At 69.2% G+C, this 23813-nt stretch carries 20 protein-coding genes; 10 read left to right on the forward strand and 10 right to left on the reverse strand.

Features of this window, described 5'->3' with window-relative positions:
- Nucleotides 1-3 precede the first annotated feature (3 nt).
- Nucleotides 4-549: a dihydrofolate reductase family protein gene (locus KY661_RS02860; RefSeq protein WP_225408716.1), complete on the reverse strand. Its 546-nt coding sequence runs from the start codon at nucleotides 547-549 to the stop codon at nucleotides 4-6.
- 66 nt (nucleotides 550-615) lie between these two features.
- Here KY661_RS02860 and KY661_RS02865 point away from each other — a divergent pair, with 66 nt between their 5' ends.
- Nucleotides 616-1593, forward strand: coding sequence for a helix-turn-helix transcriptional regulator (locus tag KY661_RS02865; RefSeq protein WP_225408717.1), 978 nt, complete (start codon nucleotides 616-618; stop codon nucleotides 1591-1593).
- A gap of 361 nt (nucleotides 1594-1954) precedes the next feature.
- On the opposite strand, the gene KY661_RS02870 is transcribed toward KY661_RS02865, so the two are convergent.
- Nucleotides 1955-2122: a helix-turn-helix domain-containing protein gene (locus tag KY661_RS02870; RefSeq protein ID WP_317987212.1), complete on the reverse strand. Its 168-nt coding sequence runs from the start codon at nucleotides 2120-2122 to the stop codon at nucleotides 1955-1957.
- 122 nt (nucleotides 2123-2244) lie between these two features.
- Between KY661_RS02870 and KY661_RS02875 the strand changes: the two genes are divergently transcribed.
- The 3 genes from KY661_RS02875 to KY661_RS02885 all read left to right on the forward strand — a co-directional run bounded on the left by KY661_RS02875 (nucleotide 2245) and on the right by KY661_RS02885 (nucleotide 5043).
- Complete coding sequence (locus tag KY661_RS02875; RefSeq protein WP_225408718.1) at nucleotides 2245-2538, forward strand: hypothetical protein; 294 nt, start codon at nucleotides 2245-2247, stop codon at nucleotides 2536-2538.
- Between the two features lie 316 nt (nucleotides 2539-2854).
- Nucleotides 2855-4450 (forward strand): M14 family metallopeptidase, encoded by a 1596-nt coding sequence (locus tag KY661_RS02880; RefSeq protein ID WP_225408719.1) that lies wholly within the window; start codon nucleotides 2855-2857, stop codon nucleotides 4448-4450.
- 167 nt (nucleotides 4451-4617) lie between these two features.
- Nucleotides 4618-5043 carry a hypothetical protein gene (locus tag KY661_RS02885; RefSeq protein WP_225408720.1) on the forward strand — a complete coding sequence of 142 codons (426 nt, stop codon included), beginning with the start codon at nucleotides 4618-4620 and terminating at the stop codon, nucleotides 5041-5043.
- Nucleotides 5044-5118: 75 nt separating this feature from the next.
- Here KY661_RS02885 and KY661_RS02890 read toward each other — a convergent pair whose 3' ends face one another.
- The gene (locus KY661_RS02890; protein ID WP_225408721.1) at nucleotides 5119-5817 is read right to left on the reverse strand and encodes a phospholipase D-like domain-containing protein; all 699 of its coding nucleotides are present in this window, start codon (nucleotides 5815-5817) and stop codon (nucleotides 5119-5121) included.
- Nucleotides 5818-6074: 257 nt separating this feature from the next.
- Here KY661_RS02890 and KY661_RS02895 point away from each other — a divergent pair, with 257 nt between their 5' ends.
- On the forward strand, nucleotides 6075-6884 hold the full coding sequence (locus KY661_RS02895) for a carboxypeptidase regulatory-like domain-containing protein (RefSeq protein ID WP_225408722.1): 810 nt from the start codon (nucleotides 6075-6077) through the stop codon (nucleotides 6882-6884).
- A 78-nt stretch (nucleotides 6885-6962) separates the two neighbouring features.
- Here the strand turns inward: KY661_RS02895 and KY661_RS02900 are convergent, their stop codons facing one another.
- Together KY661_RS02900 and KY661_RS02905 are read right to left on the reverse strand one after the other, a co-directional pair.
- Nucleotides 6963-7355, reverse strand: a complete 393-nt coding sequence (locus KY661_RS02900) for an ester cyclase (protein ID WP_225408723.1) — start codon at nucleotides 7353-7355, stop codon at nucleotides 6963-6965.
- Nucleotides 7356-7358: 3 nt separating this feature from the next.
- On the reverse strand, nucleotides 7359-8627 hold the full coding sequence (locus tag KY661_RS02905; RefSeq protein ID WP_225408724.1) for a serine/threonine-protein kinase: 1269 nt from the start codon (nucleotides 8625-8627) through the stop codon (nucleotides 7359-7361).
- Between the two features lie 215 nt (nucleotides 8628-8842).
- On the opposite strand from KY661_RS02905, the gene KY661_RS02910 reads away from it, so the two are divergent.
- Nucleotides 8843-9583 (forward strand): hypothetical protein, encoded by a 741-nt coding sequence (locus KY661_RS02910; RefSeq protein WP_225408725.1) that lies wholly within the window; start codon nucleotides 8843-8845, stop codon nucleotides 9581-9583.
- Between the two features lie 165 nt (nucleotides 9584-9748).
- Here KY661_RS02910 and gndA read toward each other — a convergent pair whose 3' ends face one another.
- The 3 genes from gndA to zwf are packed head-to-tail and all read right to left on the reverse strand — an operon-like array spanning nucleotide 9749 to nucleotide 13391.
- Entirely contained in the window at nucleotides 9749-11170 is a 1422-nt protein-coding gene (gene gndA, locus KY661_RS02915) for an NADP-dependent phosphogluconate dehydrogenase (protein ID WP_225408726.1), read from the reverse strand.
- Entirely contained in the window at nucleotides 11167-11853 is a 687-nt protein-coding gene (gene pgl, locus KY661_RS02920) for a 6-phosphogluconolactonase (protein ID WP_225408727.1), read from the reverse strand. Before pgl ends, gndA begins: the two co-directional genes overlap by 4 nt.
- Nucleotides 11850-13391, reverse strand: a complete 1542-nt coding sequence (gene zwf, locus KY661_RS02925; protein WP_225408728.1) for a glucose-6-phosphate dehydrogenase — start codon at nucleotides 13389-13391, stop codon at nucleotides 11850-11852. Before zwf ends, pgl begins: the two co-directional genes overlap by 4 nt.
- Before the next feature lie 182 nt (nucleotides 13392-13573).
- Here zwf and KY661_RS02930 point away from each other — a divergent pair, with 182 nt between their 5' ends.
- From KY661_RS02930 to KY661_RS02945, 4 genes are all read left to right on the forward strand, one after another.
- Complete coding sequence (locus tag KY661_RS02930) at nucleotides 13574-14365, forward strand: SDR family NAD(P)-dependent oxidoreductase (protein ID WP_075010175.1); 792 nt, start codon at nucleotides 13574-13576, stop codon at nucleotides 14363-14365.
- Nucleotides 14366-14494: 129 nt separating this feature from the next.
- Nucleotides 14495-15262 (forward strand): lysophospholipid acyltransferase family protein, encoded by a 768-nt coding sequence (locus tag KY661_RS02935; protein ID WP_225408729.1) that lies wholly within the window; start codon nucleotides 14495-14497, stop codon nucleotides 15260-15262.
- 580 nt (nucleotides 15263-15842) lie between these two features.
- Nucleotides 15843-17084: an exonuclease SbcCD subunit D C-terminal domain-containing protein gene (locus KY661_RS02940; RefSeq protein ID WP_225408730.1), complete on the forward strand. Its 1242-nt coding sequence runs from the start codon at nucleotides 15843-15845 to the stop codon at nucleotides 17082-17084.
- Nucleotides 17081-20866: an AAA family ATPase gene (locus KY661_RS02945; protein WP_225408731.1), complete on the forward strand. Its 3786-nt coding sequence runs from the start codon at nucleotides 17081-17083 to the stop codon at nucleotides 20864-20866. Before KY661_RS02940 ends, KY661_RS02945 begins: the two co-directional genes overlap by 4 nt.
- A 13-nt stretch (nucleotides 20867-20879) precedes the next feature.
- Here KY661_RS02945 and KY661_RS02950 read toward each other — a convergent pair whose 3' ends face one another.
- A complete protein-coding gene (locus KY661_RS02950; RefSeq protein ID WP_225408732.1) occupies nucleotides 20880-21920 on the reverse strand; it encodes a TIGR02266 family protein in 1041 nt (346 codons plus the stop codon).
- A gap of 135 nt (nucleotides 21921-22055) precedes the next feature.
- Nucleotides 22056-23813 (reverse strand): M14 family zinc carboxypeptidase, encoded by a 1758-nt coding sequence (locus tag KY661_RS02955; RefSeq protein ID WP_225408733.1) that lies wholly within the window; start codon nucleotides 23811-23813, stop codon nucleotides 22056-22058.

Here is a 23813-nt window from a genome sequence, read left to right on the forward strand (position 1 = left end):
GCGTCACCGGGTGGGGCGGGGAATCGCGTAGCGCAGCTCGACCATGCCCCGGCCGAAGCGGGTGAGCCCCGTGAGCTCCAGGGGGCTCGTGAGGGCCGCCGGGAGCAGGGGGATGCCGCCGCCGAGGACGACGGGGATGAGGCCCAGGTGAATCTCATCCAGCAAGCCGCGCTGGACGAACTGGGCGACGAGGTGGCCGCCGCCGATGAGCCAGATGTTCTTGCCCGCGGCGGCCTCCACCATCTGGGCGTGAACGGCGCCCACGTCCTCGGTGGTGAAGCGGAGGTTCGCGCCCGGGATGGCGGGGAGCTTCCGGTGGGTGAAGACCCAGGTGGGCCGGTCCGCATAGGGCCAGGGGTGGTTCTCGTTGAGGAGGAACTCGTAGGTGGCGGCGCCCATGGCGAGCGGCCCCACCTCCTTCATGAAAGCCTCGTAGTGCGCGGTCACGCCTTCGGTGTCATTGAACTGGAAGAGCCAGTCGAGCTTGCCCGCGCTGTCCGCGATGAACCCGTCGATGCTGGCCGCCACATAATATTGGGTGCGTGTCATGGACGGGAGGATGCACCCGCATCCCTGACAGTTCCTGTCAGGGATTTTCTGGCATGGTGCGGAAAGATGAAATCCAGCCGCCTGCTTGCCCTGCTTCTCGTGCTTCAGCGGCGAGGGACCGCCAAGGCGGCGGAGCTCGCCGAGGAGCTGGAGGTCTCCGTGCGCACGCTCTACCGGGACGTGGCCGCGCTGATGGCGGCGGGGGTGCCCGTGTGGACGGAGCCGGGGCCCCAAGGGGGCATTCACCTGGTGGAGGGCTGGCGCACCCGGCTGGATGGGCTGACCGCCGACGAGGCGAACGCCCTGTTCCTCTTCGGCGCGCCGCAGGCCGTGGCGGACCTGGGCCTGGCCACGGTGGCCGTCAGTGCCCGGGCCAAGGTGAATGCGACGCTGCCCCCGGAGCTCCGGGGCAGGGCGAGCCGGATCCGGGAGCGGTTCCTGCTCGATGCGCCCGGGTGGTTCTCGCGGTCCGAGTCCCTGGAGGCCTTGCCTGCCGTCGCCGGGGCGGTCTGGGAGGGCCGCCGGTTGGACCTTCAGTATGGCGCGCCACCGAAGCGGCGGCGCGTGGACCCGCTGGGGCTCGTGCTCAAGGCGGGCGTCTGGTACCTGGTGGCGCGGCACGAGCAGGCGCTGCGCACCTACCGGATCAGCCGGATCCACTGGGCGGAAGGGCGGCCCGAAACCTTCACCCGGCCCGAAGGGTTCGAGCTGGCCGCATGGTGGGCCGAGTCCTCGGAGGCCTTCGACCGCTCCTTGCTGACGTACCGGTGCCGTGTACGGGTGTCCCCGTATGCGCAAGTCCGCCTGCCCCAGGTGGTTCCGCACGATGCGGTCCGCCGCATGCTCGAAGAGGCGGGAGCGCCGGATGGGGAGGGGTGGCGAACCGTGGACCTGCTGATGGAGGCAGAGGACGTGGCGGCGGAGCAACTCACGGCCCTGGGAAGCGGGGTCGAGGTGCTGGAACCGCTGTCCCTGCGCCAACGGCTGTATGAGGTGGCCATCCGGATGGCGGCCCTGAACGGCCCGGGCTCCGCTCCTCGTTAAATGGATGAGAAGGCTTTCGGCGTCAATAAGCCATGAGCGAGCATTACCCCCACATCCGATACCATGCGGCCCATGGGGCGCGAATGATCCGCGAGGGACTGCGGATCTGTTTCTACATGCAGCGCTCAGATGAGCAAGTGGCGCAGGCAGTGAAGGGAGCGCTGGATGTTTACTTGCACGCCGTGGGAGCTCAGCGCCTCGGATGGTATCTCGACCTGGAAGGGGATGGGTGCCCTCTGGATGAACAGGCATGGGAAACCCAACGGGCCCATGTGCTCGGCGCACTCTTGGGTACGCGAGTAACCACTGCGGTTGCAGCGGCGTCGGCATCTGCTACGACCCCCTGCGGCGCCTCCAGCTATCAGAGCGGAGCCGCGAACAGGCTTCGGAGCCGGACCAGACGTCCGGAAAGCGCTGGCTGGCTGAGCTTCAGCCGTGCCGCCGCGCGCGTCACGGTGCGCTCTTCCAGCAGCGCCTCCAGCGCGAGCAGGAGGTTGAGATCCCAGGTGGGAGCGATTCGTGGTGTGATTGTCCTGGAATGAACTTATTGCTGCTGTTGCCTGGAAAGCGGTTTGTTCCTGAATGACTCTGACTGATAGAGATTGGGCGTGCTGCGTATGATGCCAGCACATCTGCAAAGGACCGACTCCCATGAAGAACATCGTTGGTGGCATCGCGCTGGGCTTTCTCCTCGCGGGATGTGGTGGGCCCGAGGTGGATGAGGGGATGAACAGCGCCGAGCCCGCGCTGGCAGAGACCGAGCAGAACCTCTGCGAAGGCTGGCAGGACCCGTATGCGAATCGTTGTACCGCGAAGTGTGGCACCACCTGGGTCACCGCCGGCTACTACCCCGGCACGGATTACGGCCAGTGCGGCGCTGTGGCGGATGCCCACTGCCGGTATCACTACGGCGTCGGCGCGAGCGGCGCTTGCTGGAGCCGCTAAGCCAGGCCGTGAACTCTTGCCGTTGAGCAAGGGGGCCGGCCGGCTGGGGCCCTCTGAAGGACTGGAGTCCCTCCTTGAAGAGCTGTGCGCGAGAGGAGGGACGCAGCGCGGAACTCGTTTGAGTTCCCATTAATACCTGCGAAGAGGTGGCGCTGCCGCGTGACACACGGCTAACTCGATAAACATTTTATTCCGGCTATGGTGTGGGGGCTTCACAGGCAGAAAAACCGGCCGTCTCAAAGGATCCCCCATGCCGCTCCATGCCGCAGGTGTACTCACTGTCGCAGCGCTGACCCTTTCACCCGCCGTTCCCCCCATGGTTTCCCCCCAGGAGGCCGCCCCCAGCGCCTCGCGTCCTTCCGTCATCCTGGCGCGGGTGTCCTTCAAGGACCGGGCGGATCTCAACCGGCTCGCCGAGACGTTGGATCTCAGCGCGGCGGTGGACCACGGGAAGAAGACCGTGGAGGCGGTGCTCTCGCCCGGGGAGTTCGACGCGCTGGTGAAGGAGGGGCGGCGGGTGGAGCTCCTCGAGGAGCCGACCCGGCTCCTGAACGCGCCGCGCGATGACATGAGCATCCTGGCCGGCATCCCCGGCTACTCCTGCTACCGCACGGTGGACGAGACCTACGCCGCCATGGCGAAGCTGGCCACCACCTACCCGAACCTCGCCTCCTGGAACGACATTGGCGACAGCTGGGACAAGCTGACGGCCGGGGGCAAGCCCGGGGATGACATGCGGGTGCTGGTGCTGACGAACAAGTCCCGCTCGGGCACCAAGCCGCGCTTCTTCCTCATGGGCGGCATCCACGCCCGCGAGTACACGACGGCCGAGATGGCCACGCGCTTCGCCGAGCAGCTGGCGAGCCGCTACGGCACGGACCCGGACAGCACCTGGCTGCTCGACCATTACGAGCTCCACGTGGTGGTGCAGTCCAACCCGGACGGCCGCCGCATCGCGGAGACGGGGCTCTCCAAGCGCAAGAACACCAACAGCAGCCTGGGCTCCTGCACCACGACGACGTACGGGGTGGACCTCAACCGCAACAGCAGCTTCGATTGGGGCGGGCCGGGCGCGAGCACCAGCGCGTGCAGCGAGACCTACCGCGGGCGCGCGGCCGGCTCGGAGCCGGAGACCCAGGCCCTGGAGAGCTACATCCGCTCCATCTTCCCGGACCAGCGGGGGACGTCCCTCACCGACCCCGCCCCCGCGGATGCAACGGGCGTGATGGTCTCCCTGCACAGCTACGGCGGCTACGTGCTCTACCCGTGGGGCATCGGCACGGCGTCCTCGCCGAACGCCACGCAGCTGCGCACGCTGGGCCGCAAGTTCAACTACTTCAACGGCTACGAGGCCTGCCAGTCGAGCTTGTGCCTCTACGACGCGGCCGGCGCCACGGATGACTTCGCCTACGGCACCCTCGGTGTGGCGGCATACACCTTCGAGATGGGCGGCTCCTTCTTCGAGAGCTGCACCACGTTCGAGAACACCATCTACCCGAAGAACCTCTCGGCCCTCTACTACGCCTTCAAGGCGGCGCGGCGGCCGTACCAGACGCCGTCGGGCCCGGACTCCGTCAGCCTGACGCTGTCGGCCAGCACCGTCACGGCGGGCACCTCGGTGACGCTCACCGCCCAGGCCAATGACACCCGCTACGGCACCAACGGCGGCACAGAGGCCTCGCAGGCGATCTCCGCGGCGCGCTTCTCCATCGACAACCCGTCGTGGGTGTCGGGGACGCCGGTGTACGCGATGAGCCCGGTGGATGGCAGCTTCAGCACGTCCATCGAGTCCGTCCGGGGCACGGTGTTCACCTCCGGGCTGACGCAGGGACGGCACACGCTCTTCGTCGAGAGCCAGGACCGCAACGGCAACTGGGGCGCGCCCACCGCCATCTTCTTGAACGTGCAGTAGGCCGTACCGGGCGCAGGGGCCCATGCGTCAGCCCATCGGCAAAGCGCATGGGCCCCGCCCGAGTAGGAAGACATACTCTCAGTGATTGTCCAATTCTGGACAAGTGCGTGCGGGGCGTCTAAATCCTCGCGCAGCAAAACCGAGTCCCCTCACTTGGGAGTTGATTGATGAAGACCTCTTCTCTGCTGGCTTCGCTGTCCGTGGCGCTTCTGGGCGTGGGTTCCGCGCAGGCGGCCACCGTGTCCTTCACCATCGAAAACAAGACCACGGCCACCATCACGAGCACCTTCCCCAATGCGTGCTCGTCGGTCATTCCGGCCCTCACTTCGGTGCTGGCCAATAGCATCTCGTCGGTGCACCAGACCGACTGTGGCAACAACACCGCCGTGGCGTTCGATTACACCAACGGCACCAAGACCTGTGGCTTCAACCTGAGCAGCCTCTATACCCCGCCCAATCCGCTCCTGGGGACCTCTGGGTACTGGACCCCGCGTGGCACGGGGACCAGCAAGAAGGGAAATGCCGTCTGCAAGGCGACCCTCATCTCTCTCGGGTCGAACGGCAGCTACGGCTGGGCGCTGTCGATCCAGTGATGCCCCGGTGACCGGACCGCGCCGTGCGGATCCGGTCACCCTTGGATGGGAGCGGTGCGGCGCGAGATTCCCTGACTAACGGTAGCAATCGCGGCAGAGAGGCTTCCGCATCGTGGCCGGATACTCGTCTCCGCAGCCGTGGCAGTAATTGTCCTCGTAGTCCTCGTCGCCGTATCGGGCCCATTTTCGGTAGTCATCGAGGCAGTAGGGCTTGCCGGGATCGAAGTCGATGTCCTCCCCGCACCGGATACAGACCCCGTCGTCCTCGTCGTCCTCCTCATCGTCGTCGTCGCCCATCGCCTCTTCCACGCGCTCGATGACTTCGTCGAGTTCGAAGATGTTCGGCCGGATTTCCACTTCGAAGAATCTTCGGGCGTTCGCGATGTCTTTCGGGTCGTCGGACCACAAGCCGACGTCGATAATCTTGTCGAAAGTGGTCTCCACCATGTTGAGCGAGGTCACGACCACGGCGAAGTCCGACCAGTAAAGCTTGGCATGCAGATATGCAACGGTGAGTACACGAAGCCCTAATTCTTCGAGTTCGGCGACCTGCTCGTCCCGGAAGGTCCGGCTCAGTTGCCCTCTATCATCAAGGCGGAACACGAGATTGACGGTAACACCTCGTCTAAGCGCCGCGCGGATGGCTTGGTTAATCTGATCATCCTTCAGGGTCGTGACGTAGGGGCTGACAAGCCACGCTTCGCGGCGTGCGTTCCGGATGAGCGCCACGATGCGGCGGATGGTCTCGTCAGTGTTGAGGAAGTGCAGGGCCAAGGGATTCCTCCGGGCGAGTGCGGATCTACCACTTCTGGTGGGCATGCAGGAGTTGCCCAGGCGAAGCGGGACGCGGACAAGAGAGCGGATCCTTTCGTGCGCGTGTGAATTTCTGGGTGAGCCCCCCGTCCAGGCGGGCGGCCGACACGCTGTGGGGCTCCGTTCTCCCGCGTGGAAGGGCCATGCGCCGGTCCGGGGCGCATCCACCAGGGAAGGAACACATGCGAACGAATCGATGGGGAGCGCTTGTGGCGCTCATGATGACCGTGGTTGCCGTGCAGGGCTGCGGCTCCGATGACGACGGCGATGCCGCAGGCGGCACCGGCACGGTGACCGGCACGGTGACGCTGGACGACGGCGCATCGCCCGAAGGAACGGAGGTCGAGTCACTCGACACGGTGTCCACCGCCCTCGCGGACGCGCAGGGACGCTTCACCCTCAAGAACCTGAAGGCGGGGACCCAGACAATCGTGGCCTTCCAGTCGGGCTACGAACTCCATCAGATGCAGGTGGAGGTGAAGCGGGGGGAGACGACGGACGTCTCCATGACCCTCAAGCGCGCCAAGCACAAGGTGTCCGGTACCGTCCTGCTGGAGGGGCAGTCCTCCCACGAGGGCATCACCGTGACGCTCGAGGACACGGCCTTCAGCACCACCACGGACGCGCAGGGCCGCTTCGTTTTCGAGGGGGTGGTGCCGGGCGCCTACTTCCTGGTGGCCTCGAAGGATGGCTACGAGGAGCAGCGCGAAGTGTTGGCGGTGATCGAGGACACGGCCGTGGAGACGTTGACCCTGCCGGTCATGGTGGAGGCCAGCCTGGATGGCATCGTCTTCCTGTCGGACGACGGCTCGCCCGTGGGCGTTGTCCTAACGATCGAGGGCACGGCGTACAGCACCACGATTGACAGCGGCTCTGGCTACTTCCGGTTCACGGACGTCCCGCCCGGCGTGTATACGCTGGTCGTCTCGAAGCCGGGCTACATCACCCAGACCCGCGCGGTGACGGTGGGAGGAGAGGTGTCGACTTACTTCTTCTCGCTGGAGCGCAGCCCGGGGCTCGTGGAATAGGCAATCGCTTCACCTTGCAGAACGGCGAAGGGGCCCAGGCCGCAAAACCTTGGGCCCTTTCTGTGTCAAACGCGACCGTCAGGCTCGAAGCTGCGCTTCAATGGCGGCCTTGTCGATCACTGACCACACATTCCAGATCTTTTGGTCCCGGAACTCATAGAACACATGTTCGGTAAAAGAGACCCGTCTTCCGTTGACAGGGATGCCGAACAAAACTCCTGCCGGGGTGCAATCGAAGTGCAGCCGGCTGGCGATATGAGGCGGATCGGCAATCAGTTGGCGAATGTCGAAATGCAGGTCTGGGATCGCACGGTGATCGCCCTCCAGCATCTCGCGGTAACGCGATAAGCCAAAGCGCTGTCCGTTGTACTGAACCTCCTCGTGAACGAACTGCCCTAGCTTCGGCCAATCCTGCTTGTTCAGGCAGGCGATGTAGCCGCGGTAGATGTCAGAAAGGTCGAGTTTGTTCATTGTCTACGGCGTGTCCGAGGTGGCGGGGCGTGGGATTTTCAAGATGGGCCAGTAACACTCACCCTTCCATTCGGCCAACTCGTCACCGCATGGCGGAGTAGCAGTATCGGAACGGCTCCAGCACCCACCGTTGATTTCGAACGCATGCTTCCCACAGGGGGGACGGCGCTGGCCCGGGAGCGGTTTCTTGGGCATGTCCCGGCCAATCACCGGCTCTACATGTGCAAGGGGCTCGGAGGCTTCCAGCCCGGCATCCGCGAGTCCCGCCGTCCCTCCGTTCTGTCCTTCGCTCCTCGTGGAGATGGATCGGTCTTTCCAGTGCGCGTGTCCCGCCCACATCACCAGGCTCAAGCACACGGCCAGCGCCAGTCCCCAGGCGGGCCTTCTCGCCCGATGGCTGGGGCGAGGAAGGGAGACGCGAGGGCCGTGGATGGGCTGATCCGCCGGGGCGCGTGCGGTCTTCGCCGCCCGTTCGAGCGCTCGCGCGATGTCCCGTGCGCTGCCCCGGTCCGAGGGCTCATACGCGAGCATTCGCTGGATGAGCGCGGCCAGCTCTGGGCACGGGTTCACCGCGTCCGATTCGAGAGGTACCCACTGGGGAGGAACGGGCCGGAAGCTTTCCCCCTCCGGCTCCATCTCAAGCGCCTCGGGGTATCTCCCGGTGACGAGGCGGTAGGCCGTGACTCCCAGCGCGTACACGTCATCCGCAGGCTGGGCTTCATAACGCGCCACGGCGTGGTGCCGGTGCTCCCATTGGAAGCGCAGGGACTCGGGGCTGTAGTAGGCGGGCGTGCCAGGCGGCGGGAGCTGGCGCGTGAGCTCGGGCGCGCCCCGGTAGTTCCCCGAGCCGAAGTCCATCAGCATGACGTGGCCCTGGGCTTGGACCAGGAGGTTGCCGCCTTTCACGTCCCGGTGCACACCTCCCACGGCATGGGTGGCTTCCAGGGCTCTGGCCACCTGCGTCAAGAGCCGTAGCACTTGGCGAGAGGTGAGAGACCGTTGGCTGGCCCAGTCATAGAGGGACACGCCCTCCACCCACTCCATGACGAGGTACGGGAACAGTCCCCCTTCGCGCGGTGCCCAGTGGCCCTGGGCCTGGAGCCTTGGAATGTTCGGATGGCGCAGGCGCGAGAGCAGCGCTGCCTCCCGCTCGAAGCGGGGGTCCCCCGCGTAGAGCGCCAGCTTCAGGGCAAAGCGGGTGTCCGTGCCGCCTCCCACGGGGTCGACCTGGTAGACGGCGCCATAGGAGCCCTGGCCGCGCAGGCCTCTCACCCGCCAGGGACCCACTTCCACACCCGGAATGACAGCGTCAGGGCTCACCCCTGAGACGGTAGCGCCAACCGCGGTGACGCGCTGGGGTGAGAAAAGACTCTGGGTGAATGGGGACCGGAAAATCAGTTTATTCGGGCCCATCTGGACATCCGATAAATCAGTTTTCTAGCGTCGGGTCTGCAGTCCCCCCTGAAACACGAGAGTTGGAAACCCCCATGAAAAAACTGTTTCTGTGCTGTCTCGCCCTGACGACGATGGTTCTGGGCTGTTCGAACGAGAAGGCGGCTCAAGTCGATGAAGCCGAAGGCTTCACCCTGCTCCAGCGCGATGCGTCCACCCTCGAGGCCTCCTACCGCTCGGGCGGCTCCTCCGTCCGCGCGATGGTGACCGAGAGCGCCCCCAACATCATCGAGGTGACGTATGACTTCGGGCAGCCGATCATCGGCTTCCGCATCGATTACAACCAGGGCGTGGGCCGCTTCATGCCGAACGGCCCGCTCGATGCGGCGCAGGCCCGGCTGATCAACGGTCTGGCCGAGGGCCTCGCGACGGTGGTCCCCGAGCAGGACACGGAGCGCACGCGCATCGAGGACACGGCGATGCGCCAGACGAGCTTCATGCAGATTGTCCCGGTGGGCGAGGCCCTCACGCCGTACGAGTACGTGGCGGAGCGCGGCTGGGTTCACCTCTCCTGCACCTGCGGCCAGCAGAACATCGGCGGCTATACCCGCCAGGCGGGCCGGGGCTGCGCCTGCAACGGTGGCGACAACGGGTGCAAGGGCCGCTGCGGCCAGGGCTGCGGCATCACCAGCACCCCCAAGTGCGTGGGCTCCACGGCGTACACCCAGGACTGCGCCAAGCACGACTACGGCCTCGGCAGCTTCGCGGCCGCCTCGGACGACTACTCCTTCGCGAGCAACAACTGCAGCTGCAGCGGCGTCGGCACCTGCTACTGACCGCCTGAGGCAGACCCTGTAGGGCAGGGGGCTCCGGCATCCGGCTTCGTTCCAGCGGGAGCGCCGTGGCCTCGTTCGCGGCCAGCCCGGGCACCCGGTCGAGCTCCTCGCCCCGGGCGGATGACGAACGATTTCGCCATCCGCCTGCCTGCCCTGTGCCGTGCGTCAGCTCCAGTCGGAGTGGACGAAGCCCGCCTCGGGCCGGTCCCGGCGCTGGTAGGTGTGGGCACCGAAGGCGTCGCGCTGGGCCTGGGTGAGGTTCTGCGGCAGCTCGGCGCTGCGGTAGCTGTCGAAGTAGGCCAGGCTGGAGGAGAACACCGGCACGGGGATGCCCAGCCGGGCCGCCGTGCCCACCACGCGCCGCCAGGCCGGGGCCATCCGCGTCAGCACCGGGGCGAACGCGTCCGAGGAGACGAGGTTGGGCAGGTCCGGCTGCTGCGTGAAGGCCTCGCGCAGCGGGGTGAGCAGCTTCGCGCGGATGATGCAGCCGCCCCGCCAGATGCGCGCCAGCTCCGCCGGGGACACGTTCCACTGGTACTCGCGGGACGCGGCCTGGATGAGGCGCATGCCCTGGGCGTAGGTGATGACCCGCGCCGCGTAGAGCGCGTCATGGACCCAGGCCGCCAGGTGCTGCTTCTCCTCGTCCGTGAGCGAGGCCTGGGGGGCGGGCAGCCGGGAGCTTGCCGCCACGCGCTCGTCCTTCAGGGCCGAGAGGTTGCGCGCATCGAGCGCCGAGGCGATGGAGGGCACGGCGATGCCCAGGTCCAGCGCCACCTGCACCGTCCACTTGCCGGTGCCCTTCTGGCCGGCCTTGTCCAGCACCAGGTCCACCAGCGGCTTGCCCGTCTCCGGGTCCTTCTTGCGCAGCACCTGGAGCGTGGTCTCCAGCAGGAAGGAGTTGGCGATGCCCTGGTTCCACTCCGCCAGCGTGTCCACCACGGCCTCCAGGGACAGGCCCAGCCCGCGGCGCAGCACGTCGTACGTCTCCGCCAGGAGCTGCATGTCCGCGTATTCGATTCCGTTGTGCACCATCTTCACGAAGTGCCCGGCGCCGCCCGGGCCCACGTGGGTGACGCACGCGCCCTGGTCCGTCTTCGCGGCGATGGCCTCCAGCACGGGGCGGATGTGCCCGTACGCCTCGGCGGGGCCGCCCGGCATCAGCGAGGGCCCGTGGCGGGCGCCCTCCTCACCGCCGGAGACGCCCATGCCGATGAAGTTCAGCCCCTTCTCCCGGTAGGCCTTCTCCCGGCGCTGCGTGTCCTGGAACCAGGAGTTGCCGCCGTCGATGAGCACGTCCCCCGGCGACAGCAGCGGGGCGAGCTTGTCCATCATCTGGTCCACCGGGTCCCCGGCGGTCACCATCAGCAGGATGCGGCGCGGGCGCTCGAGCAGGCCCACGAACTCCTCCAGCGAGCCCGTGGTCTTCAGCCGCTCGAACTGTTTGTCCGCCTGGACGGCCTGGAGCCGCTTGGCCCCGAACTCCCAGCCCGCCACCGTGAACCCATGGTCCGCGATGTTGAGTGCGAGGTTGACGCCCATCACGCCCAGACCGGCGACACCGAACTGCAAAGGCTTGGTTGTGCTCATCCGTTGTCCTCAGAGAAGTTGCCTGCCGCGGCCCGGTCCAGCAGCCACTCGGCGTTCGTCACCTGTGCCGCGGGCAGCGCCTCGCCCGCGAACACCCGCCGCACGGCGTCCTGCTTGCCCGCGCCCGCCACCACGAACAGGACCCGGCGCGCGGCGGTGAGCACCGGCAGCGTGAGCGTCAGCCGCCAGGGGGGCGGCTTGGGCCCCACCACCGCGAGCACCTTGCGCTCGCGCTCCTCCAGGGCCGAGTTGCCGGGGAACAGGGAGGCGGTGTGCCCATCCTCGCCCATGCCCAGCAGCACCACGTCCAGCACGGGGGGCAGCACGGCCGCGTAGTCGCGCGCGGCGGCGTCCCGGTCCTCCCGCTCGCCCTCCATGCGGCGCACCTGGCCGGAGGGGATGCTCAGGGGGCGCAGGAGGTTCTCCTCCACCAGGAGGAAGTTGCTCTCGGCGTGCTCGGGCGGCACGCACCGCTCGTCCACGAAGTAGAAGTCCACCCGCTCCCACGGCAGTGCCTGCTGCGCGAGGAGGTGGCAGATGGCCCCCGTCGTCCGCCCGCCGGACAGCGCGAGGCTGCACCGGCCGCCGCCCGCGAGCGCCTGATGCAGGGCCTGCGTCAGCCACTCGGAGGCCGCTTCCGTCAGCGCCTCCGGCGCGACGACGCGGGGAGGGGGACGGCTCACGGGAACACCGTCCAGTGGCGGCCGTCCCGGGCGAGCAGCTCCCGGGCCGCGCTGGGGCCGGTGCTGCCCGGCTTGTACGGCTGCACCTCGCCGCCCTTGCCCGAGTCCAGCGCCTGGAGGATGGGGGTGATGTACGCCCAGGCCTGCTCCACGCTGTCCTTGCGCGCGAAGAGCGTGGCGTTGCCGCGCATGCAGTCCAGGAGCAGCCGCTCGTAGGCCTCCGGCACCGGCTTGTCGAAGGTCTCCGCGTAGCTGAAGTCCATGTTGACGCCGGCCAGGTTCACGTCCTCGCCGGGCACCTTGGTCTCGATGGACAGGCCGATGCCCTCCTGGGGCTGGATGCGCAGCCGCAGCACGTTGGGCTGCAGGCGCTGGCACGTGTCGCTGGTGCCGAACAGGCAGAAGGGCACCGTCTTGAAGTGGATGGACACCTCCGTCACCCGCTTGGACAGGCTCTTGCCCGCGCGCAGGTAGAAGGGCACGCCCTGCCAGCGCCAGTTGTCCACGTTGAGCTTCATGGCCACGAAGGTGGGCGTGCGCGAGTCCTTCGCCACGCCCTTCGTGTCCCGGAAGCCCTCGTACTGGCCCACCACCACGTGGCTGGCCACGTCGGGGCCCTCCAGCGAGCGCAGCGCGCGGAACACCTTGCTCTTCTCGTCGCGGATGTCCTCCGCACCGAAGGAGGTGGGCGCCTCCATGGCGCACAGCGCGAGCACCTGCAAGAGGTGGTTCTGGACGATGTCCCGGATGACGCCCGTCTCGTCGTAGAACTGGCCGCGGTCCTCCACGTCGATTTTTTCCAGCGCGGAGATCTCCACATGGTCGATGTGGTCGCGGTTCCACAGCGGCTCGAAGATGGAGTTGGCGAAGCGGAAGACGAGGATGTTCTGCACCGTCTCCTTGCCCAGGTAGTGGTCGATGCGGAAGATCTGCTTCTCGTCCAGCACCGTGGCCAGCTCCCGGTTGAGCTCGCGCGCCGTCTCCAGGTCGTGCCCGAAGGGCTTCTCGATGACGAGCCGGCGCCACTGCTTCGCCCCGGCCTGCTCCTGGCGGGGCAGCAGGCCCGCGCCGGCCAGCCCGTGGATGAGCTTGGGGAAGGTCGAGGCGGGGGTGGCCAGGTAATAGAGCTGGTTGCCCTGGGTGCCGTGGCGCTTGCTGACGTCCTCCAGGTGGGCGCTCAGCCGCTCGTAGGAGGCCGGGTCGTCATAGGCGCCCGCGATGCACTCCAGGCGCGAGGAGAAGCGCTTCCAGGTGGCCTCGTCCAGGGGCTGGGTGCGGGCGAACTCCTCGAGGCCCTTCTTCACCTGGGCGCGGAAGGCGTCGTTGTCGTGCGAGGAGCGGCTGAAGGCCACGACCGCAAAGGACTCGGGCAGGAGCTTCTCTCGCGCCAGCTCGAACAGGGCGGGGAAGAGCTTGCGCTGGGCCAGGTCTCCCGTGGCCCCGAAGAGGACGATGGTGCAAGGGTCCGGCTGGCCCGCGCGGACGATGGGGTCTCCCTCGCGCGGCGTGGTTTCGATGTGGAGTCCTTGTGTTTCCATACGTCCTTTCCCGGCCATGAGTCTGAACGGCCATACCTTAAGAGGCACGGTCCCGCGGGGCGCGAGAATCCACCGCGAAAGGGCACCGCTCAAGGCTGGCGAGGCCTTTGGGGGTCCTTCCGTTCACAGACCGGCAGATGCACGCGTCCCCGGGGGCGCGGAAGATGGTATGCCTTGCTTCCATGACTTCTCCCGTAGCGCTCATCACGGGGGGCTCGCGCGGCGTGGGCCGGTGCGTCTCCTTGCGGCTCGCCAAGGCGGGCTATGACATCGTCTCCACGTACCGGCGGGATGTGGATGCCGCCGCCGCGCTCACCCGCGAGGTAGAGGCCCTGGGCCGGCGGTGCCGGGCCGTCGTGGCGGATCAGCTCGAACCGGCGAGCCTCCATGGCGTGTTCGACACCATCCAGCAGGAGTTCGGCGGGCTGGATGTCTTCGTCGCCAACGCGGCCTCCACGGCCTTCCTGCCGCTGATGCAGATGAAGCTCCACCAGATGGACAAGACGTTCAACGTCACGGTGAAGAGCTTCATGCTCGGCGTGCAGCGCGCCGTGCCGCTCATGGAGGGCCGCAAGGGGCGCATCGTCGCGGTGTCCGGCATGGACTCGCGCATGCCGCTGCCCTTCCACGGCTTCCTGGGGGCGATGAAGGGCTCCATGGAAATCCTGGTGAAGTACTTCGCCGCGGAGCTGGCCGGCTCCGGCGTGCGCGTCAACGCCGTGAACCCGGGCTACATCGACACCGAGTCCAGCCGCTTCTACCTGGGCGAGGCCTGGCAGGAACTGGAGGCCCGCGTGAAGGAGAGCGTGCCCTCGGGCCACGTGGCCAGCGCCGATGAGATTGCCGCCCCCATCGAGTGGCTGTGCTCCGAGGCCTCCGCGTACGTCAACGGGCAGACGCTCATCGTCGATGGCGGCCTGGAGGTGAACTACGCCATGCAGTTCGCCAGCAGCCTCATGCGCTCCACGCGCTGAAGCGCCCGGCCGCTGGCCGCCCGGGCGGGGGACAGGCGGCGGAGCACTCCGGGCCCGGGTGGGCTGTCTTCCCGGCCCGGGGACATGGTGTGGTGAGGCGCAGCCGTGCGGCTCCATGCGAGGCACCCGATGACGTACCTGGTCACGCTCTGGTTCTGGCTCGTCTTCCTGGTGACGGCGCCCGTGTGCACGGTGCTGGGCGGCACGCTGTGGCTCGTCACCTGGCCATTCGACCGGAACCGGGCCCTGCTGCACGCCTTCATCTGCCGCTGGTGCCACGGGCTGTACCTGCACCTCTGGCCGGGCTGGCGCGTGCGCGTGGAGGGGCGCGAGCACCTGCCCCCGGGCCCCGCCGTGCTCGTGGCCAACCACCAGTCCGCCGCGGACATCCTCGGCGCCATGGGGCTGTTCCACCCGTTCAAGTTCGTGGCCAAGGCGTCGCTGTTCCGCACGCCCATGGTGGGCTGGATGATGCGGCTGATGGAGTACGTGGCGGTGGTGCGCAACCACCCCCGTGCCCTGGAGCGGATGCTGGAGGCCTGCCGCCACTGGCTGCGCCGGGGCGTGCCCGTGCTCATCTACCCGGAGGGCACCTACGCGCCCACCCGCCAGCCGCTGCCGTTCAAGCGCGGGGCCTTCCAGCTCGCCATCGAGGAGCGCGTGCCCGTGGTGCCGGTGGTGATTGAAGGCACCACGCAGCTCCTGAAGGGGGATGGGCCGTGGATGGGCCCCCGCGCCTCGGTGCGCGTACGCGTGCTGCCGCCCGTTCCCGTGGAGGCCCTGGGGGACGACCCCGTGCTGCTCGCCGAGCAGGTGCGGGCCCGCTATTTCGAGGCGCTGGGCCTGCCGCTGCTGGCCGCCGAGGTGACCGAGCCGGGCCACTGGCAGGTGGCTTGAGTCACCAGGTGGTGACCGGTGTCACCACCCCTTCCGGGCCTCTGGAGCCCTGGGTTCTGCCGCTTGGACCTGGGGGCTGCGTGTAACTCCCTGGATTCACGAGGGTGGGCAGGGGTGGTTGGGGTTGGCATCCGGGGTGCAATAGCCCTGTCCCGTCACGGCAGCCGCTTCACTCCTTCGGGCTGCCAGGCACAGATGCAGAGGTTTGGAGTGCCAGGGAACGGGGAGAGGAGAGGCCCACTCCGTTTCCAGGCTCCGCCTCGAAAAAGCTGAGATGAGAGGAGTGCCCGGGAACGGAGGGAGGAGAGGCCCACTCCGTTTCCGGGCTCCGTCTCACAGTTGGAGTTCACCGCGTGTGATGAGAGCGCGAGGCGCGTCTTGCGTGCCCGCTCCCGCCGCGACCCCCCACGTGCTCCCCACCCCGTTGATTCGACCCTACCTGCCCTTCGGCAAGTGTCCGGAATGACAGGGTTCCGTGGGCATGTCAGACCAAGGGAGTAAGCGGGCGCCCTCCTGGTTCTTGGACCGGGTCCACGGAGTGGTGGAGGCTGCGCGAGCGGCCAAGGAGGGGTGGTACCGGATGCGTCTGCTGCACACGTCGGACTGGCACCTGGGGCATACGCTGTACGACGTCTCCCGGGAGGCGGAGCATGCCGCCTTCCTGGAGTGGCTCCTGGACACCCTGGAGGCCCAGTCCGTCGATGCGCTGCTGGTGGCCGGGGATGTCTTCGACACCGCCAACCCCAGCGCCGAGGCCCAGGCGGCCTGGTACCAGTTCATCGCCCGCGCCCGGAAGCGGCTGCCCCAGCTGAACATCACCGTCATTGGGGGCAACCACGACTCGGCGGCGCGCCTGGATGCGCCGGATCCTCTCTTCTCCGCGATGGGCGTGCGCGTGGTGGGCGGCCTGCCCCGGCGCCCGGACTCGCTGGACTTCGAGCGGCTGCTGGTGCCGCTGCACGACTCGCGCGGACAGATCCGGGCCTGGGTGGCGGCGGTGCCGTACCTGCGGCCCGCGGACCTGCCCCTGGTCGACACCGAGGGGGACCGGCTCATCGAGGGCGTGCGCGAGGTGTACGGCCTGACGCTGGAGGCGGCCCGGCGGCGCAGGGAGCCGGGACAGGCGCTGGTGGCCATGGGCCATTGCTACATGGTGGGCACCGAGCTGTCCCAGCTCAGCGAGCGGCGGATCCTCGGGGGCAACCAGCATGCCCTGCCCGTGGACCTGTTCCCCGAGGACGTGGCCTATGCCGCCCTGGGGCACCTGCACAAGGCGCAGCGCGTGGGGGGCCGCGAGTCGGTGCGCTACAGCGGCTCGCCGCTGCCGCTGTCGCTGAGCGAGGCGGGCTACCTGCATCAGGTGCTCTTGGTGGAATTGGACGGGGAGACGCTCGGCTCGGTGAAGCCGCTCACCGTGCCGCGCACGGTGGACATCCGGCGCGTGCCGGAGCGCAGCGAGGTGACCCTGGAGGAGGTGCTGGCCCAGCTCGCGGCGCTGCCCGAGGCGGAGGCCGGGGACTCCACGCGCGCGTGGCCGTACCTGGAGGTATGCGTGTCCCTTCCCCGGCCCGAGCCCGCGCTGCGGCGCAAGGTCGAGGAGGCGCTGGCGGGCAAGGCGGCGCGGCTGGTCAAGCTGACGCCCGCGTATACCGGCACGGGCGGGGCGCTGGCGGATGTCCAGCCGGGCATCTCGCTGCGCGAGCGCAAGCCCGAGGATGTCTTCAAGGCCCGCTATGCCCGCGACTACCAGGACCCCCTGGCCCCCGGCCTCCTGGAGGCCTTCCACACGCTGCTCACCGAGGTCGAGGAGAACGCGTCATGAAGATCCTCGCCATCCGGGGACGCAACCTGACGAGCCTTGCGGGGGACTTCGCGCTGGCGCTGGATGAGCCGCCCCTGGACAAGCTGGGGCTGTTCGCCATCACCGGGGCCACCGGCTCGGGCAAGAGCACGCTGCTGGATGCGCTGTGCCTGGCGCTCTTCGATCGCACCCCGAGGCTGGGGGGACGCGGGGGCGTGCCGGTGGGGCGCTCCGGGGAAGAGGAGGAGGACCGGCTGCTCTCCCACGACGTGCGCGGCGTGCTGCGGCGGGGGGCGGCCGAGGGCTTCGCCGAGGTGGATTTCTGCGGAAAGGATGGCAAGCGCTACCGGGCCCGGTGGGCAGTGTGGAAAGCCAGGAACAAAGCTGACGGACGTCTCCAACACCAAGAGATGAGCCTCGTAGAGGTGACCTCTGGACAGCGCTTTGGGGGCAAGAAGACCGAGGTGCTACCGGTCATCGAGGAGAAACTCGGGCTGTCGTTTGATCAGTTCCGCCGCTCCGCGCTGCTGGCCCAGGGCGAGTTCGCCGCCTTCCTTCGCGCGGATGCCAAAGAGCGCGCGGAGCTGCTGGAGCGGATGACGGGCACGGAAGTCTACAGCCGGTTGTCCATCGCCGCGCATGAGCGCAATAAGGCTGAGCAAGCCGAGCTGGATCAAATGTCTCAGAGGCTTGAGGCCATCTCCCGGATGCCGGAGGAGGAGCGCACGGCGGCCGAGAGCGCGCTCGCGGTGGAAGAGGCGGCGCGTGCCCAGCAAGAGGCGGTGCTGAAGGAGACCTCGGCCGCGATGGAGTGGTACCGGGAGCGGGCCCGGCTGCGGGCGTCCGAGCGCGAGGCCTCGGAGGCTTGGGGCCGGGGTGAGCAGGAGGTGGCGGCGGCGGCGCCCCGGGAGGCCCAGCTCGCGCGGGTGCGCGCGGCGGAAGTCTTCCGGATGCCCATGGCCTCGGTGGAGGCCGCTGAGCGCGTGGGGGCAGAAGCCGCCGCGCTCAAGGCGTCGCGGGCGGCAGAGGCCGCAAGGTTCCTCGCGGACGTGGACTCACGGAAGGACGCGCTGCGGCAGGCGGAAGCGGCCCGCGCGGCGGCGCAGGCGGACGAGGCTGCTCAGGCTCCGGCGTTGACCGAAGCAGCGCGGCTGGATGCGCAGGTGGTCATGGAGCGCCGGGAGGCCCAGGAGGCCTCTCAGCGCGCGGAGTCCTCCCGGGCGGACGAAGCGCGCCAGCGGCAGGTACTGGCGGACCTCTCCCAGAAGGAGGAGGCGGCGCGCCGCGCGGCGGAAGAGGCCCGGACGTGGCTGGCCAGCCAGACGCGCCTGGAGGCCATCGCCAAGGAGTGGCCCCGCTGGGAGGCGGAGCTGGTCCGGTACGAGCGCGCCACGGGGACCGAGAAGGAATCCCGCCTGGTGGCCACGCGCAAGGGCGCCGAGGTGGCGGCGCTGCGCGAGACCACGGATCAGCGACGTCAGGAGTGGGAGTCCCATCAGGCGTCCCTGGAGAAGGCGCAGGCCACGGCCACCCAGGCCGAGGCGGCGGTGGGTGAGGACGCTGGGGCGGCCCGGCGCGCCTTGAGAGCGTCCCTGGACGCGCGGCGGGAGGCACTGCGGAGCCTGAGCGTCGCCCAGGCGGGTGCGGCCCTCGATGCCGTGGCGGAGCGGGAGGCCCTGGCGGAGGGAGAGGAGGCCCGGCGGGAGGTGGAAGCCGCGAAGACCGAGGCCCGCGAGGCGGCGGCCCGGCGGGTGGTGCTGGACGCCTCGTGGAATGAAGCGCGGCGGGCCCTGATCGAGGCGCAGTCTATCCAGAGCTACTCCTCCCAGCGGGCCACGTTGAAGGACGGAGAGGCCTGTCCACTGTGTGGGTCGAAGGACCATCCCCACGTCCGGGCAGAAGATGCCTTGGATGAGTTCGTGGTGAGCGCCACCGTGCGTGTCGAGACGCTGGAGGCGGAGCGGGCCCAGACGGGGCGCGAGGAAGCATCGGCGCTCGTGCGAGAGCAAGGCGCCCGGGCCCGGGAGGCGCAGGCGGAGCACCGGCGGAGCACCACGGGGCTCCGGCTCGCGGGACACCGCGAGGCGTGGGCCGCGGCGCGGGCGCGGATGGAGGCACCCCTTCCCCCCGAGGCCCCGGAGGACGTGGCCTCCGCGGGGTGGTTGGACGAGGCCTTGAAAGCGGTTCTCGCGCAACTGGAGGCGGTGCGGGCCGGCGAGGAGGCCGCCGAGCAGCGGGCCCGCGCGGCGAAGGAGGCCCGGGCCGCGTTGGAGTCCTGGCGTTCCAGGGTGGAGGTGGCGGGAGAGGCGCTGCGGCGCGCGGAGGCGGAGTACGCCCGGGCCGAGCAGGCCCTTCAGCAAGCGGAGCGCGAGGCCGGGCAGGCCGCGGAGGTCCGGCGGCAGGCCGTGGCGGACCTGGCGCCCGCGTTCAAGGAGGGGTGGGGCGAGTGGGAGAACCGGCTCGCGGCGGACCCCTCGGGCTTCCGCAAGCGCGGCTCGGAGCAGGTGGCCACATGGCATGCGCGCCAGGAGGCCTTCAAGGTGGCCCAGGAGCGCGAAGCCGAGGGGCGCCAGGCCCGGGCCGCCGCCGAGGCCAAGGCGGAGGTGCTGCGGGGCGTCGCCGAGGGGCATGCCCTCGCCTCCCAACGCGCGGCGGAGGCGCTCCAGCGGACGCAGGCCGAGCGCGCGAAGCTGCTGAACGGCCGTCCCACGGAGGAGGTGCGCGCGGGGCTGCGGGCAGCGGTGGACGCGGCCACGAAGGCGTTCGAGCAGGCCCGGGAACGGGCGGAGGCCGCGAGCCGCGAGGCGGCGGTGGCCACGGCGCGCGCGGAGGAGGCCGCCAAGGCCCACCAGGCCGCCGCCGATGCACAGGCGCAGGCCCAGGCTTCGCTCGGTGTGCTGCTCCAAGGCCAGGGGCTGGCCCTGGCGGACGTGAGGGCGCTGCTGGCGAAGGGCGCGGCCTGGTGCGAGGCCGAGGCCCGCGCCCTGGCGGAGCTCCACGCGGCGCACGAGCGGACCCGCGCGGTGCTCGATGAGCGCCGCGGGTGGCTCGCACGGCACGAGGCCTCCACGCCCCCCGCGCTGCCCGAGCCCGAGGTGGAGGCTGCCCTGGAGCGGACCCGTGTGCAGGTGGAGACCCACCGCGCCAGTGCGGCGAAGTGGAAGGCCCGGCTGGATCAGGACCACGAGGCCCGCGAGCGGCACGGCGCGCAGATGCTCGTGCTGGAGGAGCGGCGCCGCGCCGCCGGGGTGTGGAAGACGCTGCACGAGCTGATCGGCTCGTCGGACGGCAAGAAGTTCAAGGTGTTCGCCCAGAGCCTCACGCTGGACGCGCTGCTGCTTCACGCCAACGCCCACCTCCAGGACCTGGCCCGGCGCTACAAGCTGATGCGCGTGCCCGGGCACGATCTGGATCTTCAGGTGGTGGATCAGGACATGGGCGACGAGGTGCGGGCCCTGGCGAGCCTCTCCGGCGGAGAGTCCTTCCTCGTCTCGCTGGCGCTGGCGCTGGGGCTGGCGTCGCTCTCGTCGGAGACGGCCCAGGTGGAGACGCTCTTCATCGACGAGGGCTTCGGCACGTTGGATCCGGAGACGCTGGAGGTGGCGCTGGCCACACTCGACGCGCTCCAGGCCACGGGCCGCCAGGTGGGCATCATCTCCCACGTGTCCGGGCTGGCCGAGCGCATCGGCGTGCAGGTGCGCGTGGTGAAGCAGGGCGGAGGGCGCAGCCGCCTCGTGGTGGAGGCGGAGCTGGGCATGGTGCCCGCTCTGCCCCAGGTGAAGCCGGGGCAGCGGGTGGCGTGAGCCGGCGGGGCTGCTAGACCGGCCCCGCGAGGCTCGCCAGGTAGTCATCCAGCGTCGTCGCGAAGGTGGGATCGTCGTTGAGGAACGCCAGGCCCACCCCGCCCTTGTAGGGGTCATCCACCAGGTGGACCACGATGGCCTCTCCCTGAAGGGTCGAGCCGTTGGGCAGCTTCACGTCCACCTTGACGATGCTGTCGATGGGCGGCCGGTGGGCGGTGCGCACGAAGAGCCCGCCGTTGGAGATGTTCGTGGCGTGCTCCCGGACGAAGTCCAGCTCTGAGCGGAACTCCATCTCCAGCATGACGGGGAAGCGGTGGGCGCGGCGCAGCTCCGGGCCCGCGGGCGGCTCGGTGACCGGTGCGGGCTCGGCGTCCACCGGCTGCGCGGCGGCGATGGGCTCGTCCAGCGGCGCTTCGATGGGCTCATCGAGGGGTTCTTCGATGGCCTCGATGGGCTCGTCGGCGGCCTCCTCGATGGCCTCGATGGGCTCGTCAGCGGCCTCTTCGATGGGCTCAAGGGGCTCTTCTTCGAGCTCCTCGATGGGCTCGAGGGGCTCCTCCTCCACGTCCTCGCTGGGAACGAGCGGCTCGTCCACCGCCTCCGCGAGCGGCTCATCGGCCACCTGGGCCTGCGCCGGGGCGCGCTGGGCGGACGGCGGGATGACCACCTGCACGGGGCGCCGGCCGCGGGCGATGATGGCCTCCAGGTGCTCCTGGAGGGTGCGCGCCGCGGTGAAGTAGTCGGGGGCGGTGATGACGTTGCCGGAGAAGGCGGCGGCCCGGAACGCGTCGCGCTCGGCCTTGGGCAGGCGCCACAGCTCCACGAGGGTTCCCTTGCTCGCCTTGATTTCCCACGAGAACCGGTCCATCTCGAGCCGGGGGAAGGTGGTCATCTCCAGCTTGAGCTCGAGGTGGGCTTCGTTCTCACGCAACGCCACGGTGATGGCGACGGGCTGCGTCGAGGGCAACAGCTCCTCGATGGCTTCCACGATCCCGGCCACATGGCCGGGGATGGCGGAAGCGTTCCACAACGCTGCGAGACTGAAGGTTGGCACGCCGTGGGAACATACCCGAGGCGGTTGCGTCCTCCACATCTCAGGCAAGAAAGTTGTTTCTCACCCGTCAGGGAGTGAGCGTCCGGCCCCCGCTCTGGCGGCTGTAGCACGTTGTGCCAGTGCCCTCCGGCCGCCCTACTTCACGGGGCGCAATCCCGGCGGGGGCGTGGCGGTGCGGAACACGGGGTAGAGGTTGAAGCGGACGTCGTGGGAGGGGTGGCGCCCGGCGAAGAACTGGATCCGGGCCTGGGGATCCGCCGCGAAGGTGGGATCCTTCAAGCGCTGCTCCCAGGCGGCCTTCACGGTGGCGTCCTTCGCGAGCAGCTCCCGCGCATAGGGCTCCAACACGTACTCCTCGATGTATTCCTTTTGCTCGAAGTGGGCGTTGAAGAAACCCCAGGTGAGCAGCGAGTCCGGGGCGAGCGGCTCCAGCAGGTGGGCCAGCACCTCCACGCCGCGCTGGGCCACCGGCACATAGAGCGTGCCTGCGGGCAGGGGCTGGGTGCCCGGCTTCCACTCGCCCTGGACGGAGAGGACCGCGCGGCCCTCGAAGGTCTGCGGCCGGCGCTGAACCTCGGTGGCGCGGAACACCTCCACCTCGGCGGAGGGCACCGCGCGCTCCAGGCGCTGGAAGCGCAGGCCGTGGGCCCGGAGCTTCACGGCCACCCACGCCGCGTGCGCCGCGGGGATCAGATACCCGCCCGCGGGCAGGGCGGCGGTGAGGCCCGGGCGCACCTCGTCGAAGTAGGGAATCGTCCAGACCTGGGGCTTCGTGGCGTCGTACTGCACCACCGGCATCTGGAACAGCGGCGAGGTCTCCCGGGTGTAGGCATAGCCGGGGAACTCGATGGGGTGGTTCTTCTCGGTGGTCTTCCAGGTGAGCACCACCTCCTTCACCTGCCCGGCCTCGGCCTCGGCGGCGGCGGCCTTCGCGGCGGCGCGCAGCGCGGCCCCATCCCGGGCGACGAGCCGCAACATGGCCTCCAGCACGTCGCGCGTCGTCTTCACGCGGTGCGCGTAGGGCTTCCACGAGTGGGTCTCCACCAGCACGCCGAAGCGGCGCTGGGCGGCCCAGTAGTTGTGGCTGAAGCGCGGCGAGGAGATGCCGTAGCTGAAGCCGGACATCGGATCATCGGACGCGTTGAAGGAGGGGTAGAAGGGCAGCGGCAGGTGGCCCTGGTCCTTCAGCACCGAGAGGAACTCGGAGATCATCTTCTGGCCGGCCGGGCGCATCGCGGCGGCGTGGCCCTTCTGGGGCTCCAGGCCCAAGGAGACGTCGGGCTGGAACTGGGCGCCGTCGGTGACGTGGAGGTCCGCGTAGAGCACCGGATCCCACGTCTGGAGGAAGGTGAGCAGGGCGGTCATCTCCGGCGCGTCCGCCTTCACGTAGTCCCGGTTGAGGTTGAGGTTCTGCGCGGTGACGCGCCAGCCCATCTCCTCGGGGCCCACCTGGTTGGGGCGCTGGTTGGGGCCGAAGCGCTCGTGGCCATCCACGTTGAAGACGGGGACGAAGACGGCCGTCACCTGCTGGAGCACCCCCGGCAGGGCCTTGCCCGCGAGCACGTCGCGCAGCAGCCAGAAGCCCGCGTCCTTGCCGTCGATTTCGCCGGCGTGGATGCCGCCCTGGAAGAAGAAGACGGGCCGGTTCTTCTTCGCGGCGGCCGAGGGGGTGAGGGTGCCGTCCGCGCTGGCCACGAGCGCCAGCAGGGGCCTGCCCTCCGGGGTGGTGCCGAAGGTCTCGCAGCGCACCTTGCCGGGGAAGGCCTTGGGGAAGGCGCGGCAGAGGCTCTCCACTTCGTCATAGCGGCCGGTGCGGGTCCACTGGCTGCGCTCGGCGGCGGTGGTGAGCGGGGCCTGGGAGAGCGCGGTGGCAAGGAGCAGGGGAAGGAGCAT

It is taken from the genome of Allostigmatella hybrida, from assembly GCF_020103775.1.
GTDB classification, from domain to species: Bacteria; Myxococcota; Myxococcia; order Myxococcales; family Myxococcaceae; genus Hyalangium; species Hyalangium aurantiaca.